At 70.0% G+C, this 13,709-nt stretch carries 13 protein-coding genes; 3 read left to right on the plus strand and 10 right to left on the minus strand.

The window, feature by feature from the left end; translation table 11 throughout:
* Positions 1 to 282 precede the first annotated feature (282 nt).
* Complete coding sequence (locus FPZ12_RS43620; protein ID WP_144759498.1) at positions 283 to 711, minus strand: MerR family transcriptional regulator; 429 nt, start codon at positions 709 to 711, stop codon at positions 283 to 285.
* Positions 712 to 735: 24 nt separating this feature from the next.
* On the opposite strand from FPZ12_RS43620, the gene FPZ12_RS43625 reads away from it, so the two are divergent.
* Positions 736 to 2,193, plus strand: coding sequence for a DHA2 family efflux MFS transporter permease subunit (locus FPZ12_RS43625; protein WP_208026225.1), 1,458 nt, complete (start codon positions 736 to 738; stop codon positions 2,191 to 2,193).
* Here the strand turns inward: FPZ12_RS43625 and FPZ12_RS43630 are convergent.
* The 7 genes from FPZ12_RS43630 to FPZ12_RS43660 form a co-directional block, all read right to left on the minus strand.
* Complete coding sequence (locus tag FPZ12_RS43630) at positions 2,184 to 3,107, minus strand: RNA polymerase sigma-70 factor (protein ID WP_243770338.1); 924 nt, start codon at positions 3,105 to 3,107, stop codon at positions 2,184 to 2,186. The two genes, FPZ12_RS43625 and FPZ12_RS43630, sit on opposite strands and share 10 nt — an antisense overlap.
* The gene (locus tag FPZ12_RS43635) at positions 3,101 to 3,847 is read right to left on the minus strand and encodes an SDR family NAD(P)-dependent oxidoreductase (protein ID WP_144759501.1); all 747 of its coding nucleotides are present in this window, start codon (positions 3,845 to 3,847) and stop codon (positions 3,101 to 3,103) included. The genes FPZ12_RS43630 and FPZ12_RS43635 overlap by 7 nt, the downstream gene beginning before the upstream one ends.
* An 87-nt stretch (positions 3,848 to 3,934) precedes the next feature.
* Entirely contained in the window at positions 3,935 to 5,674 is a 1,740-nt protein-coding gene (locus FPZ12_RS43640; RefSeq protein WP_208026226.1) for a tannase/feruloyl esterase family alpha/beta hydrolase, read from the minus strand.
* Between the two features lie 148 nt (positions 5,675 to 5,822).
* The gene (locus tag FPZ12_RS43645) at positions 5,823 to 7,172 is read right to left on the minus strand and encodes an MFS transporter (RefSeq protein ID WP_144759507.1); all 1,350 of its coding nucleotides are present in this window, start codon (positions 7,170 to 7,172) and stop codon (positions 5,823 to 5,825) included.
* A gap of 23 nt (positions 7,173 to 7,195) precedes the next feature.
* A complete protein-coding gene (locus FPZ12_RS43650; protein ID WP_144759510.1) occupies positions 7,196 to 8,116 on the minus strand; it encodes an amidohydrolase family protein in 921 nt (306 codons plus the stop codon).
* Positions 8,117 to 8,136: 20 nt separating this feature from the next.
* Complete coding sequence (locus tag FPZ12_RS43655; protein ID WP_144759513.1) at positions 8,137 to 9,162, minus strand: amidohydrolase family protein; 1,026 nt, start codon at positions 9,160 to 9,162, stop codon at positions 8,137 to 8,139.
* A gap of 137 nt (positions 9,163 to 9,299) precedes the next feature.
* Positions 9,300 to 10,151, minus strand: a complete 852-nt coding sequence (locus FPZ12_RS43660) for a LysR family transcriptional regulator (RefSeq protein ID WP_144759543.1) — start codon at positions 10,149 to 10,151, stop codon at positions 9,300 to 9,302.
* Between the two features lie 124 nt (positions 10,152 to 10,275).
* Between FPZ12_RS43660 and FPZ12_RS43665 the strand changes: the two genes are divergently transcribed.
* The gene (locus FPZ12_RS43665; protein WP_144759547.1) at positions 10,276 to 11,019 is read left to right on the plus strand and encodes a glucose 1-dehydrogenase; all 744 of its coding nucleotides are present in this window, start codon (positions 10,276 to 10,278) and stop codon (positions 11,017 to 11,019) included.
* On the opposite strand, the gene FPZ12_RS43670 is transcribed toward FPZ12_RS43665, so the two are convergent.
* Both FPZ12_RS43670 and FPZ12_RS43675 read right to left on the minus strand, forming a co-directional pair.
* Positions 11,008 to 11,424: an OsmC family protein gene (locus FPZ12_RS43670; protein ID WP_144759550.1), complete on the minus strand. Its 417-nt coding sequence runs from the start codon at positions 11,422 to 11,424 to the stop codon at positions 11,008 to 11,010. The two genes, FPZ12_RS43665 and FPZ12_RS43670, sit on opposite strands and share 12 nt — an antisense overlap.
* Positions 11,425 to 12,786 carry an LLM class flavin-dependent oxidoreductase gene (locus tag FPZ12_RS43675; protein WP_243770339.1) on the minus strand — a complete coding sequence of 454 codons (1,362 nt, stop codon included), beginning with the start codon at positions 12,784 to 12,786 and terminating at the stop codon, positions 11,425 to 11,427.
* 246 nt (positions 12,787 to 13,032) lie between these two features.
* On the opposite strand from FPZ12_RS43675, the gene FPZ12_RS43680 reads away from it, so the two are divergent.
* A complete protein-coding gene (locus FPZ12_RS43680) occupies positions 13,033 to 13,683 on the plus strand; it encodes a GntR family transcriptional regulator (RefSeq protein ID WP_144759553.1) in 651 nt (216 codons plus the stop codon).
* Positions 13,684 to 13,709: the final 26 nt, after the last annotated feature.

Below are 13,709 nucleotides of genomic sequence, written 5' to 3' on the forward strand. Positions count from 1 at the left end.
GCTTGGTGGCGACCGGGGCTGTGGCGGCGGGGCGCGGAGTGTTGGGCGCGCGGTTGCCCGTGGCGGCGGGTGCTTGGCCGCCGCTCGCCGGTGGCGACCGCGCGGGGCTGTGGCGTGGCTTGAGACGGCGCGGAGCGGTGGGCGCGCGGTTGCCCGTGGCGGCGGATGCTTGGCCGCCGCTCGCCGGTGGCTGGGTGGGAGCGTGGGCTGGCCGAGGGCCCGCAAGCTGGGCCATCGTTCGTCAGCCACCCCATCAAACAGCCGGAGCGTCCACAGTGGACGCTAGTCCTCCGCGCGTGGGGCCCAGAGGCGGTCGGCGTCGCCGGCGGCCAGGCGGCCTCGGTAGACGTCGATCTTGTGGTCGATCAGCTCGAGGTGTTCCCGTATCTCGGCGAGTTTCGCCAGCACCTCCTCCCGGTGCGCCTCCATGAGGGCCAGCCGCTCCTCCTCGTTGCCGTGCCCGGCGGCGACGAGCTCGGCGTAGCGCCGGATGGTCCGGATCGGAATCCCCGTCGACCGCAGCCTGGTGCAGACGCCGATCCACTCCAGGTCGACCGGGCTGTACCGGCGCCGCCCGCCCGCCGTCCGGTCCACGGCCGTGACGACGAGCCCGGCGCGTTCGTAGTAACGCAGGGTGTGCACGCTGACCCCGGTGCGCCGCGCGGCCTCCGCGATGCTCACGCCCGCGGTTCGTGCGTTGACTTCGAGCACGCTCTAAATCCTAGCGTTGCGGGCATGGAAGTCTCAACGCCGCCGGACCGCCGCCGGATGCTCGTGCTCGCGATCTGCTGCGCCTCGATGGTCGTCGCGATCATGGACATCTCGATCGTCAACGTCGCGCTGCCCTCGATCCGCCGGGATCTCGCCGCGCCCGTGTCCGGTCTGGAATGGACAGTCGACGCCTATACGTTGGTACTGGCCGCTTTCCTGCTGGCGGCGGGGTCCACAGCGGACAGAGTGGGGCGACGCCGGGTCTTCATGACCGGGCTGGCGGTGTTCGGCCTCGGCTCGGTGCTGTGCGCGCTGGCGCCGGGCATCGGCTGGCTCGTCGCGGCTCGCGCGGTGCAGGCGGCCGGGGGCACGATGCTCAACCCGGTGGCGCTGGCGATCATCGTCACGACGTTCACCGACCCGGCCGAACGAGCCAGGGCGATCGGCGTTTTCGGGGCCATGTCGGGGTTTTCGCTGGGGCTCGGGCCGATACTCGGCGGCGCGCTGGTGGACGCGCTCGGCTGGCGTGCGATCTTCTGGGTCAACGTGCCGATCGTCGCCGCCGCCCTCGTGTGCGCCCGGAGGTTCGTGCCGGAGTCCCGCGCCGCCCACGGCCGCCGGTTCGATCCGGTGGGGCAGCTGCTGGTGGTGCTGGTGCTCGGCAGCCTGGTCTTCGCGATCATCGAATCGGCGCGGCTGGGCTGGACGTCGCCGCTCATCCTCGGGCTGCTCGCCGTGGTCGCGCTCGCACTGCCCGCCCTCATCCGGTACGAGACGCGTCGCCGGGAACCGTTGCTGGAACTGAGATTGTTCCGCAGCGTGCCGTTCGGCTCGGCGATCGCGATGGCGCTGTTCGCCTTCGCGGGCTTCGGCGTGTTCCTGTTTCTCACCACCCTGTACCTGCAGAGCGTGCGAGGGCTTTCGGCGCTGGCGGCCGGGCTGTGCGTGCTGCCCGTCGGTGTGCTGATTCTCGTGCTGACGCCGCAGACCGGCCGGTTCGTCGGCGCGCGAGGGCCGCGTGCGCCACTCGTCGTCGCCGGGGTGGCGCTGGCGCTGAGCGGCGCCGTGTCGGCCTGCTTCGGCCCGGCCACGCCATTGCCGGTCGTCCTCGGCAGTTACGTGGTGTTCGGGATCTTCCAGGCCACGATCAACCCGCCGATCGCGAACACGGCGATCTCGGGGATGCCGCGGTCGATGGCCGGGCTCGCCGGTTCGCTCGCGTCGGTCGGCAGACAGGTCGGGGTCAGCCTGGGAGTGGCGATCGCCGGTACGGCGGTCGGTTCCGCGCACAGGGCGGCCGAGTTCACCGCCGCCGCGCGCGGAATCTGGCTGCTGGTAGTGGGTTTGGGCGTGGTGATCGTGGTGCTCGCGCTCGTCAGCACCGGCCCGCGCGCGCTGGCGAGCGCGGGCCGGGCGGCGGCGCTGTTCGACGAGATGGAACGCGGCGGGACTGTCACCGTCCGAAAAGGACCTCAGCCCTGACCGGCCTCGCGCAAGGCCGCCCAGGCATCCGCCACGGGCGCGAGGTGGGCGAGCTTGTCCGGGTTGGTGATCGTGCGGATCGTCTGGATCCGGCCTTCGAGGACGTCGAACGCCCAGGTGCTCAGCACGCGGGCGTCACGGTCGCGGAACACGGCGCCCGGCTGGCCGTTCACCTCGTGCGGGTCCACGCGGGCGCCGATCCGGGCGAACAGCGGCATGAGCGCGGCCAGCACCCGGGCGACGTTCGCGCTACCGGCGAAGACCTCGCCCCAGTTCGGCGCCTTGCCGCCGGCGTCGCCGACCAGTTGGACGTCCGCGGCCAGCAACTCGGTCAGCGCGGCGAGATCCCCGTCGCGGAAAGCGTCGAGGAACCGGACCGCGAGCGCCTCCCGTTGGGCGCGGTCGGCCTCGAACCGCGGGCGGCCCGCGTCCATGTGCCGCCGCGCCCGCACCGCGAGCTGACGGCACGCGGCCTCCGAGCGGCCGACTGTGGACGCGACCTCCGGGAACCCGAAGCCGAACACCTCGCGCAGCACGAAGACCGCGCGCTCGAGCGGGCTGAGCCGTTCGAGCAGAAGCAGCGCCGCCATCGACAACGAGTCGGCCAGCTCGGCCGAGCGTTGCGGATCCTCGTACGGGTCGGCCAGCAACGGCTCCGGGAACCACGGCCCGACATAGGCTTCGCGCCGGACGCGGGCCGAGCGCAGCACGTCGATCGCGATGCGGCTCACCGTGGCCGAGAGATACGCCCTGACCGACTCGGGCTGGGTCGGGGAACTCTCGTAGCGCAGCCAGGTTTCCTGGACCGCGTCCTCGGCTTCGCTCACGCTGCCGAGCAGGCGGTAGGCGATCGAGAACAGCAGCGGCCGCAGCTCCTCGAACTCCACGACCCGGTTGCTGTCCGGGGTCACCACGGCAGGGGGCCCTCTTCGCTGAAGAACCCGCCGGTCGGCCCGTCGTCGCCGATCGTCGCGAGGCGCACGAGCACGGCGGCGCCCTGCGCGACCGTGAGGAAACCGGTGTGGTTGTTGGCATCCGTGTCGACGAACCCGGGTGCGACGGCGTTGACGCGGAAGCCGTCCTTGCGGAGTTCGTTGGCGTACTGGACGGTCAGCGCGCAGAGCGCGGACTTGGACGGGCTGTAGGCGGCCGACGGGAGCAACGCCGCCATCGGCCCGTCCGGGTCGCTGGCCAGGGTGACGGACGCGGCGTGGCTGCTGACGTTGACGATGCGGGGCGCGGCTGAACGGCGCAGCAGCGGCAGCATCGCGTTCGTCACCGAGATCACCCCGAACACGTTGGTCTCGAACACTTTCCGGACCAGGTCCAGCTCGACCGTACTGGGGATCTGGTCGGTCGCGTCCTCCGGGTTGACCTGCCCGGATCCGCTGATGCCGGCGTTGTTGATCAGCACGTCCAGCCGCCCGAAGCGCTCGTCGATCCACTTCGCGGCTTCGCGCGCGGTGGCGGCATCGGCGACGTCCAGGGTCACCGCGTGCACGTCGCCGCGCAGCTCCGCCACGGCGGCCGCGCCGCGCCGCGGATCCCTGGCGCCGACCAGCACCGTCATCCCGAGCGCGGCCAGTTCTGCCGCCGCGCCCCGGCCGATGCCCTTGTTGGCGCCGGTGACCAGCGCGACCTTCCGCTCGCTCATCGTTTTCTCCTCGTCTCGGGGTCTGTCACACCCCAAGACGAGAGAGGACGGGCGCGCTGTGACATGGCGGGCCGCGAAAAAGCGGAATCAGCCCGACAGCGTCTTCCGGCGGGTCAGCCAGGTCTGCGACGGACGGCATTCGAGCGTGGTGCCGTCCGCGCGGCACCACGTCTGGTATCCGTGCGAGTACAGCTGCGAGCCGACCCACGCGTAGCCCGGGGAATCCTTGCCACGCGGCGTATACGGGACGAAGTTGGCCGCGTCGTCGACACTGCCCGTGCCGTCGTAGCGGGCCACCGTCGGGTACGGGTACACCGGGCGGCTGCGGGTGACCGTGCCGTTGGTGACGTTCGAGGCGACGATCTTGTCCGGCGACCGTCCACTTTCGACCCACGCCATCACGGGCGTCAGCACGTCGAAGGTGTTCGGCCCCTCACCGCCGCCGCAGTGCGCGACACCAGGGAACAGGTACAGCCGCGCGAAGCGGTCGACGGTGCTCCCGCCCATCGTGCCGCGCAACGCGTCCCAGTACTCCAGCGTGTTCTGCGGCGAGATGTGCTGGTCGCTCCAGCCGTGCCACAGCAGGAGTTTCCCGCCGCCGCGCTGGAAAGCGCCGAGATCCGGGTCCATCGCGGACATGTAGCTCGACGACTGCACGGTGTTCCAGAACGCCTGCACCGTGAACTTCAGGTCCGACAACTGGAAGTCCGGGTTCTGCGCGTCCGGGAACGCGAGGTACCGCAGGTAGGACAAGGCGAAGTTCTCGCTCTGCGGGATCTGGTCCGGGGTGGCCGGGACGAACAGCGTCCAGTCCAGTTCGGACCCCCACTCGTGCGCGATTTCCGGTTCCAGGCGGTTGCCCTTGGCGTCGGTGGCGCCGTCATGCAGTTTGCGGACCACCGCCGCTTCGGCGGGGGAGAGGCACGTCGAGGTGTCCTGGCCTGCCTTGCAGCGCAAGGCATCCGGGTCGAAATGGCACTGGCGCGGATCGTCGATCAGGCCGTCGCGGAGGCCGTCGATCCCGTCGCAGGCGTTGAGCACCGCGGCGTGGATCATCGGCAGTTTGGCGGCGTAGAGGATGAACTTCCCGTTGTCGTCGAGATTCGCGACGACGTTCCACGCGTGGTGGTAGGTGTTCTGCACGGCCATGTTGTTGGCCGGCGCGCCCGCCGAAATCCCGTCGAAGTCGCCGGGATAGCGCTGGGCCTCCATGAGCGCTTCGCGGCCGCCGTCGGAGCAGCCGGTGAAGTAGGAGTACTTCGCCGCGCGGCCGTAGAATTTCGCGATGATCGCCTTGGCGACCTGCGAAGTGACATGCACGCCGCGGTAGGCGAAGTCGATCTGCGCCTGCGGGTTGTCCAGCGCCCACGAACCGTCGTTGAGGCCCTGGTGCCCCATGTCGGTGGTGGCGCTGGCGACCGTGCCGTCGGTGACCGGCGGGCAGTTCGACGCCTGGCCGTAGTCGATGTTCGCGCTGCCGCACAGGCCGCCGCAACCGGTCTGCACGTAGCGCTGCGTCCAGCCGTTCACCGGCAGCCGCAGGACGATCGTGTCGGCGGGGGAGATCGTGCCGCGCACTTCGCAGTACGGCGCGGCGGTCCCGGTGGAGACGACGGTGGCCGACTGGATCGTGACCGGCGCGTCGGTCACGTGGTCGAGCTTCAGGCCGGTGACGGCCGAGCACTGCATCGCGGGCTGGATCGCGGGCAGGTCCGCGAGGCCCTCGGGGGTGATGGGCGTGCGCGAAGCCGCGTCGCCGGTGCCTGTCGCCAGCAAGCAGGAGGCGACGAGTGCACCGGCGAGCACGGCCGGGCGCAGGAGGGACAAGCGACGATTTCTTCGAGGACGAACTAAAAACCAGCGCATCCGGGGTCTCCTCGCCGGTCGGCTTTGATCGGTCGAGCCACTGCGAGGACGGAAGTTACGCTGCTGTAGAAGAAATTGTCAACTATTTCTCAGACAAGTTTGTATCGGATCAGACGCCGACCGTGTCCGGTTCGGGCTTCAGCGCGGCCTGGCGCGTGCGCGGGCCGAAGATCGCCAGCACGACCGCGCCGACCATCCAGGTGCCCGCGATGAACAGGAAAACGCTCTGGTAGCCGCTGTTGTTGTACAGCGCGGCGACGATCAGCGGCCCCGCGGCGTTCGAGAGCCTGCCCAGCCCGTACGAAACCCCGGTGCCCAGCGACCGGGCGCGGGTGTCGAACAGCTCGGGGGAGTAGGCGTACCCGAGCGCGGTGTAGCCCCGCTCGAACAGGTTCACCGAGAAGCCGAACACGACGATCAGGATCGGGTTGAACGTCAGCCCGTACAGCAGGCCGCACACCGCGATCACGACGCCGAACCCGACCAGGCACCACTTGCGCTCGAAGCGGTCGGTGACCAGCGCCGCGAGATACGAGCCGAGCGGGGCGCCGACCGTGGTGAGCGCGACGTAGAACACCGACTTCTCCACGCTGAAGCCCTCTTTGGCCAGCAGCGTGGGCGCCCACGTCGAGTAGCCGAAGAAGCCGATCGTCTGCGTGACCCACACGACGGTGAGCAGCAGCGTCGGGAACAGGTACTTCTTCTGCAGCAGCATCCGCAGCGGCGCCTTGCCCGCCGGAGCCTCCTCGATCGGCGGCGCGGGCTCGGGCAGCGGGCCCTTCTCGGCGATCACCCGCGCCTCGATCTCGCGCAGGATTTCGTCGGCCTTCTCGTGCCTGCCCCTGCTCTCGTGCCAGCGCGGGGATTCCTTGAGCTGCCTGGTGAACAGCACGAGCAGGATGCCCAGCGCGCCCCACAGGTAGACCAGCCGCCAGGTCCACGAGTTGATGTCGACGACGGCGCTGGCGATGAGGCTGGTGACCGGGGTGCCGCAGATGCCGATCACGATCGCGTAGGCCTGGTACTTGCCGCGGCTGGCGGCCGGGTACAGCTCGTTGACGTAGATGACCGCGACCACCGTCATCGCCGACAGCCCGGCGGACGTCAGGACGCGGAACACGCCGAGCGACCAGATGTCCCACGAGAACACCGCCGCGAGCGAGAAGACGCCGAACCACACCGTGGTCCACATCAGCGCGCGTTTGCGGCCCCAGCGGTCGGCGATCGCGCCGGCCACGACGGAGCCGAGGAACATGCCGACGAACGACAGCGAGGTCACGTAGGCGACCTGGTTGACCGTGGTACCCCACAGCTTGATCAGCTTCGGCGAGGTGGTCGAGAAGCTGTTGATGTCGGCGAACTCGAAGAAGTACGCGAACGACACCGCGAGCAGGGTGATCTTGTGGAACCGGGAGACCGGCAACCGGTTCAGCCGGTTGAGTGCATTGGCGTGCTGCATCGCATGCCCTTCGGAATGGGGGCTCAGGCTGTTTCGCCGGGCCAGTAGAGGCGGGTGGGGTTGGCGACGAGCAGCTTCTGCCGCTGCTCGGCCGTGACCGCCACCTGCGGGACGTAGTCGACGAGCAGGCCGTCGTCGGGCATGTGGTTCTTGAGGTTGGGGTGCGGCCAGTCGGAGCCCCACAGAACCTGGTCGGGGAACTCCGAAACGACGCGCCGCGCGAAGGGCACGACGTCGGTGTACGCGTGCCGCTCGCCGTTCAGCGCCGGGGGCCCGGTGACGGTGAGTCGCTCGGGGCAGCTCACCTTCACCCAGACGTCGTTGCGGTCGACGAAGCGCAGGAACCGGGTGAACTCCGGGCCCTCCACCGGCTGCGTCACGTCCGGCCGTCCCATGTGGTCGACGACGAGCGGTGCGGGCAGCGAGCCGAAAAAGCCTTCCAGCTCTTCGAGATCCGCGGCCTCGAAGTAGAGCACGATGTGCCAGCCCAGCGGCGCGATCTTCGCCGCGATCGTGCCGAGGTTATCCTTCGGGGAGGCGTCGACCAGGCGCTTGACGAAGTTGAACCGCACTCCGCGTACCCCGGCCTCGTGCAGCTCGCGCAACTCGCTCTCGGTCACGTCCGGGCGCACCGTCGCGACGCCGCGCGCCCGGCCGCCGGACGCGCGCACGGCGTCGAGCATCGCGGAGTTGTCCGCGCCGTGGCAGGTGGCCTGCACGATCACGTTCCGGCTCACGCCGAGGTGGTCGCGAAGGGCGAACAACTGGTCCTTGCTCGCGTCACACGGCGTGTACTTGCGCTCCGGCGCGAAGGGGAATTCCGCCTGGGGACCGAAGACGTGGCAGTGCGCGTCGACGGTGCCGTCGGGGAGCCGGAAGGCCGGTTCGGACGGGCCGTCGTACCAGTCCAGCCAGCCGGGGGTCTTGGGTTGCAGCGTGCTCATGGAATCCTCGGAGTTCTCTGTCAGCGGCCCTGGTTCTTGAGCAGGGCGTCCAGCCGCGGGTAGACGCGACGGGCGTTGTGTTCCCTGATCGCGGCCCAGTCATCCGCGGAGAGTTTCGGCGAGGCCTCCGCGTAGCGGCGGGTGTCGTCGAAGTACTGGCCGGTGCGCGGGTCGATGCTGCGGACCGCGCCGATCATCTCCGAGGCGAACAGGATGTTGCGCGCCGGGATGACGTCGAAGAGCAGGTCCGAGCCGGGCTGGTGGTAGACGCAGGTGTCGAAGAAGACGTTGCCGAGCAAGTGTTCCTCGAGCTCCGGCTTGTCCAGCGCCATCGCCAGGCCGCGGAACCGGCCCCAGTGGTACGGCACCGCGCCGCCACCGTGCGGGATGATCAGCTTCAGGGTGGGGAAGTCCTTGAACAGGTCGCCCTGGATCAGCTGCATGAACGCCGTGGTGTCGGCGTTGAGGTAGTGCGCGCCGGTGGTGTGGAACGCGGGGTTGACGCTCGTGCTCACGTGCACCATCGCGGGCACGTCGAACTCGACCATCTTCTCGTAGATCGGGTACCAGGACTTGTCGGTCAGCGGCGGGGCCGTCCAGTGCCCGCCGGAGGGGTCCGGGTTGAGGTTCAGCGCGACGGCGCCGTACTCCTCGACGCAGCGCGTCAGCTCGGGGATGCAGGTGGCCGGGTCCACGCCGGGGGACTGCGGCAGCATCGCGGCGGGGGCGAAGCGGTCCGGGTACAGCTTGCTGACGCGGTAGCACAGCTCGTTGCAGATGCCCGCCCATTCCGCGGACGTCTCGAAGCCGCCGATGTGGTGCGCCATGAACGAGGCACGCGGGGAGAAGATCGTCAGGTCGATGCCGCGCTCGTCCATCAGCTTGAGCTGGTTGCCCTCGATCGTCTCGCGCAGCTCGTCGTCGCTGATACGCAGGTCCGCGCGGGCCGGGGCCGGCTCGCCGGACAGGGCGGCGATCTGCCGCTTGCGCCAGGCCTCCAGTGCGGGCGGGGCGGTGGTGTAGTGACCGTGGCAGTCGATGATCAAGGCGGGTCCTCTTCGATGAGCGTTGTGGCGCCGTCAGTGCCGTTCATTGGCACCATAATCGTCAATCAAATTGTTTACAATATCTGAGACGAAACTTGTTGACCACGGAGAGTGAGATCGAGGGGCCCGGCCGCGCGTCAGGCGGCGGTCAGCAGCTCCCCGCTGAGCTCCCGGAACGCCTTGACCAGCGGATTCTCGTCCCCGATGCGGGTGGCCAGCACGACCTGGACCGGTTCGGCGTCCTCGGCCGGGACGATCGCCAGGTCCTCACGGAGTGAGCTGCGTTTGTCCCCGGCGGGCAGCACGGCCACGGAGCTGCCGTCGGCGATGAGCTCCAGCTTGTCCTCGAAACTGTCGTCCGCCTCGGGCCCGGGACTGCTCCACAGCGTGGCGGTGCTCGTGCAGGCCACGAGACCCTCGCCGGCGAGATCGTCCATCGTCACGGACTCCTTGCCCGCCAACGGATGCGTGGCCGGCACGAGCAGCACGCGCGGCTCCTCGTACAGCGGCGTCACCGTCAGCCGGGCCGACGAAAACGAGAGCGGGAGACGGGCGACGAGCGCGTCGACCCGGCCTTCGGGGAGCGCGTCGGTCTCCTGCCAGTCCAGGTGCCGGGTGCGGACCTCGGCCCGCGGGAAGCGGCGCCGCAGCTGCCGCACCGCGGGCGTGATCACGAGGTCCTCGACGTAGCCGATGGTGATCACGCGGCCGGGCGCGGCGGCCCGCGCGGTGACCGCCGCCTCGCGCGCGGCGGCCAGCAAAGCCTTTGCCTGCGGGAGAAACGCCTCGCCCGACTCCGTCAGCGTGCTGCCGTGCGGGGTGCGGTCGAGCAGGCGCGCGCCCAGCTGGTCCTCCAGGCGCTGGATCTGCCGGCTCAACGACGGCTGGGCCACGTGGAGCGCCGTGGCGGCCCGCCCGAAGTTGCCGTGCTGCGCGACGGCCACGAAGTACCGCACCAGCCGCAGCTCGAGATCCGGGAACTCAGGCATGGCCCCAGGATACCCGTCATGCGCCTGCCGCATGACGAGGTGCACAACGGGTCTTGGACGCCGCCGGCGGACCGGCCTTGACTGGAAGTGCCAGGAAGTCCAAGCGAGCAAAGGGAAATCCAGAATGGGCAAGTACGACGGCACGACGGCCGTGATCACCGGGGGCAGCAGCGGGTTCGGGTTCACCACGGCGAAACTGCTCGTGGACGGCGGCGCGCGGGTGCTGATCACCGGACGCACCCGGGCCACGCTCGACGCCGCGAAGGAGAAGCTCGGCGACAACGCCATCGCCGTGCGCAGCGATGCCGCTGCACTGCCGGACATCGACGCGCTCGCGGACGTCGTGAAGGCCGAGTTCGGCACGATCGACGCGCTGTTCGCGAACGCGGGCGTCACCCGGTTCGCCCCCTTCGAAGCGGTGCCGGAGGAGACCTACGACGAGCTGTTCGCGATCAACGCGAAGGGCCCGTACTTCACGGTGCAGAAGCTGGCGCCGCTGGTGAAACCCGGCGGCGGCATCGTCCTGACGACCTCGGTCGCGAACACCAAGGGTATCCCGATGATCAGCGCCTACGCCGCCAGCAAGGCCGCCGTGCGCTCGATGACCCGCGGCCTCGCCCGCGAGTTGCTGCCACGCGAGATCCGCGTCAACGCCGTGAGCCCCGGGCCCATCGACACCGGCATCCTGGACCGCTCGATGCCGGCCGAGGCCGCCGCGCGGACCAAGGCGCAGATGAAGGCCGACATCCCGATGGAACGCTTCGGTACCCCGGAGGAAGTCGCGAAAGCCGTGCTGTACCTGGCTTTCGACGCCACTTACACCACGGGCACCGAGCTCATCGTGGACGGCGGCGGATCACAGCTCTGAGGGCAGCAGCACCGTCTCGATCTCGCCGCCACGCCGGATGGTGTTGTAGATCGGGCAGGTGGCGGTGAACCGGTCCACGATCTCCCGCGCGGTCGCCGAGGGCACGCGCGGGAGGGAGAAGGTCAGCACCACCGACCGGTAGCGGGTGGAGTCCTCGGGATCGCGTTCGGACCGCGCGGTCACCGAGGCTCCCGTCAGATCCGCCCCGAACTCGGTGCCGTGCAGGGTCACGTTCGCCAGCGCGCACGACACCGCGGCCGAGATGAACAGCTCGCCCGCGCTGATCGCCTCGCCCGGCCCGACGCGGGCGTCGGACACGAAGTGGTTCGCGCCCGCGCCGAGCAGGTACCGCCCCTCCACCGGGGTCAGCGTGCCGGTCACCCTGGCGATGCCGGTCGTGGTCATTCAGGCCTCCTCACGTGCCGCGCGCTGCCGCCAGTCACCGGTGGCCGGCCTGTCCAGGCCGAGGTGGTCGCGCAGGGTGGATCCGGTGTACTCGGTGCGGAACAGGCCGCGTTTCTGCAGTTCGGGCACGACCTGCTCGCCGAACTCGTCGAAGGCGCCCGGCTGGTACACCGCGCTCACGGTGAAGCCGTCGCAGCCGCCCTCGGTGAACCACTCTTCGAGCGCGTCGGCCACTTCGGACGGTGTGCCCGAGAAGTCGCCTTCGTGCGTGCCGCCGTACTGCCGGCCGAGCTCGCGCAGGGTGAGCCCGCTCTTCTCGGTCATCTCGCGGACCTCTTCGTAGTGGCCCTGCACACCCGGCACTTCCATGTCCGGCAAGGCTTCGTCGTGCGGGAACGGTGCGAGGTCGATGTCCAGGTGATAGGACAAAGTGGACAGTCCGGCCTCCGGGGCGACGAGATCCCGTAGCTGCCGCGACTTTTCCCTGGCGGCTTCGGTGGTTTCGGCCACGACCGGCGTGATCGCGGGCAGGATCTTCACCTGGCGCGGGTCGCGGCCCTGCTTGCGCGCGCGGCCCTTGATGTCGACGTAGAAGTCCTTCGCGGCGTCCAGCGAGGCGTGGCTGCAGAAGATCACGTCCGCCCAGCGCGCCGCGAAGTCCCGGCCCGACGGGGAAGCGCCCGCCTGGATCAGCACCGGGTAGCCCTGCGGCGGGCGCGCCACGTTCAGCGGGCCCTGGACGTCGAACCATTCGCCGTGGTGGTCGACGCGGTGCACGCGCGCGGGGTCGGCGAACATCGGCGCTTCGGGGTCGAGCACCAGCGCGTCGTCCTCCCAGCTGTCCCACAGTTTCGCGGTCACCTGGAGGAACTCCTCGGCGCGGCGGTAGCGCTGCGCTCGGTCGAGATGGCTTTCCTTGCCGAAGTTGCGGGCTTCGGCGTCCTGGAAGGAGGTCACGATGTTCCACGCCGAGCGCCCGCCGGAGAGGTGGTCGAGCGTCGCGAACGAACGGGCGACGCTGAACGGCTCGACGTAGGTGGTCGAGACGGTGGCGGCGAGGCCGAGGTGCTCGGTGGCGCCTGCGATCGCGCCCAGCACCGGCGTCGGGTCCAGGCGCATCGAGCCGAGCGCGCCGTAGCGCAGCTGCGGGTCGAGCGAATCGCCGTAGCGGTAGGGCACGGCGAGGATGTCGGCGAAGAACATCAGGTCGAACTTCGCGTGTTCGAGCGCGCGGCCGATCTGCTGGTAGTACGCCGCCGAACGCCAGTCCGAGACGGAGTCGGGGTGCCGCCAGCCACCGGGCCGCCCCGGGCCCGCGGTGACGAACGCGGCGAGGTGCATCTGCTCTTCGGGCGAAGACATTTCGGGAAACCGCTTTCTGGACGTGGTCAGGCAGACGGGAAGCGGCGAGGGGGTGGCCGCGGCTCAGCGACAGCGGCCGCCGGCGGTGCGCACCAGGTCGATGTGCCGGCGCCTGGTCAGCAACAGTCCGGCGCGGGCGCTCATGATTCCACCCTCGCGGAGCCCCGGTGCGCTGTCAATGCGAGTGAAGACACATGAATGCAGCTGTCGTCATCGGGGCGGCGGGGCGTGCGCGACAATGAGCGGATGGCGATCACTGCGGGCCTCGCGACCGGGGAAACGACGCCCTACCTCCGGATTCGCGAGCGCATCCTGGAGGGCGAGCTGCGGCCAGGGCGGGTCGTCACCTCCAGTGGGCTCGCCGGGGAACTGGGCGTCTCGCGGTCGCCCGTGCGGGAGGCGTTGAGCCGCCTTGAGCTGGAGGGTCTTGTCGAGCGGACCGCGGCGGGCTACCGCGTGCCGCTGCGGTCGGCGGAGGAAATCCTGGAGATCTTCGATGCCCGGATCGCGCTCGACGCCGCCGCGACGCAGGCCGCCGCGGTGCACGCCTCCGAACTGGACCACGCGCGCTTGGAGCACCTGCTCGACCAGGCCGAACACGCTTCGGACACCGCCGCCCGGCTCCGGCTGGACCACGAGTTCCACCTCGCGCTGCGGGCCGCGGGCCGGAACAGGACGGTCAGCCGGCTGCTCGACGGCCTGGAAACCCAGCTGGCGGCGCACGATTCCACGTCCACCTCGGCGCCGGACAACCTCGACCGCATCCGGGAAGAGCACCGCGAGATCTTCGACGCCGTCCGCGCGAGGGATGCGGAAAAGGCCCGCGCGGCGATGACGGCCCACCAGACCCGCGCCCGCGACCTGCGCATCGCGACCCTCGTCCGCGAAGGCGGCTAAGGCTCGCGGTTGGGGCGGGGCGGGGG

This window comes from Amycolatopsis acidicola, from assembly GCF_007713735.2.
GTDB classification, from domain to species: Bacteria; Actinomycetota; Actinomycetes; order Mycobacteriales; family Pseudonocardiaceae; genus Amycolatopsis_E; species Amycolatopsis_E acidicola.

Bases quoted from the DNA above. Each gene is read 5' to 3' on its own strand.
- FPZ12_RS43670 (WP_144759550.1), bottom strand. From the start codon at position 11,424: ATGACCACGACCGGCATCGCCAGGGTGACCGGCACGCTGACCCCGGTG.
- FPZ12_RS43645 (WP_144759507.1), bottom strand. From the start codon at position 7,172: ATGCAGCACGCCAATGCACTCAACCGGCTGAACCGGTTGCCGGTCTCC.
- FPZ12_RS43675 (WP_243770339.1), bottom strand. From the start codon at position 12,786: ATGTCTTCGCCCGAAGAGCAGATGCACCTCGCCGCGTTCGTCACCGCG.
- FPZ12_RS43625 (WP_208026225.1), top strand. From the start codon at position 736: ATGGAAGTCTCAACGCCGCCGGACCGCCGCCGGATGCTCGTGCTCGCG.
- FPZ12_RS43650 (WP_144759510.1), bottom strand. From the start codon at position 8,116: ATGAGCACGCTGCAACCCAAGACCCCCGGCTGGCTGGACTGGTACGAC.
- FPZ12_RS43665 (WP_144759547.1), top strand. From the start codon at position 10,276: ATGGGCAAGTACGACGGCACGACGGCCGTGATCACCGGGGGCAGCAGC.
- FPZ12_RS43660 (WP_144759543.1), bottom strand. From the start codon at position 10,151: ATGCCTGAGTTCCCGGATCTCGAGCTGCGGCTGGTGCGGTACTTCGTG.
- FPZ12_RS43680 (WP_144759553.1), top strand. From the start codon at position 13,033: ATGGCGATCACTGCGGGCCTCGCGACCGGGGAAACGACGCCCTACCTC.
- FPZ12_RS43635 (WP_144759501.1), bottom strand. From the start codon at position 3,847: ATGAGCGAGCGGAAGGTCGCGCTGGTCACCGGCGCCAACAAGGGCATC.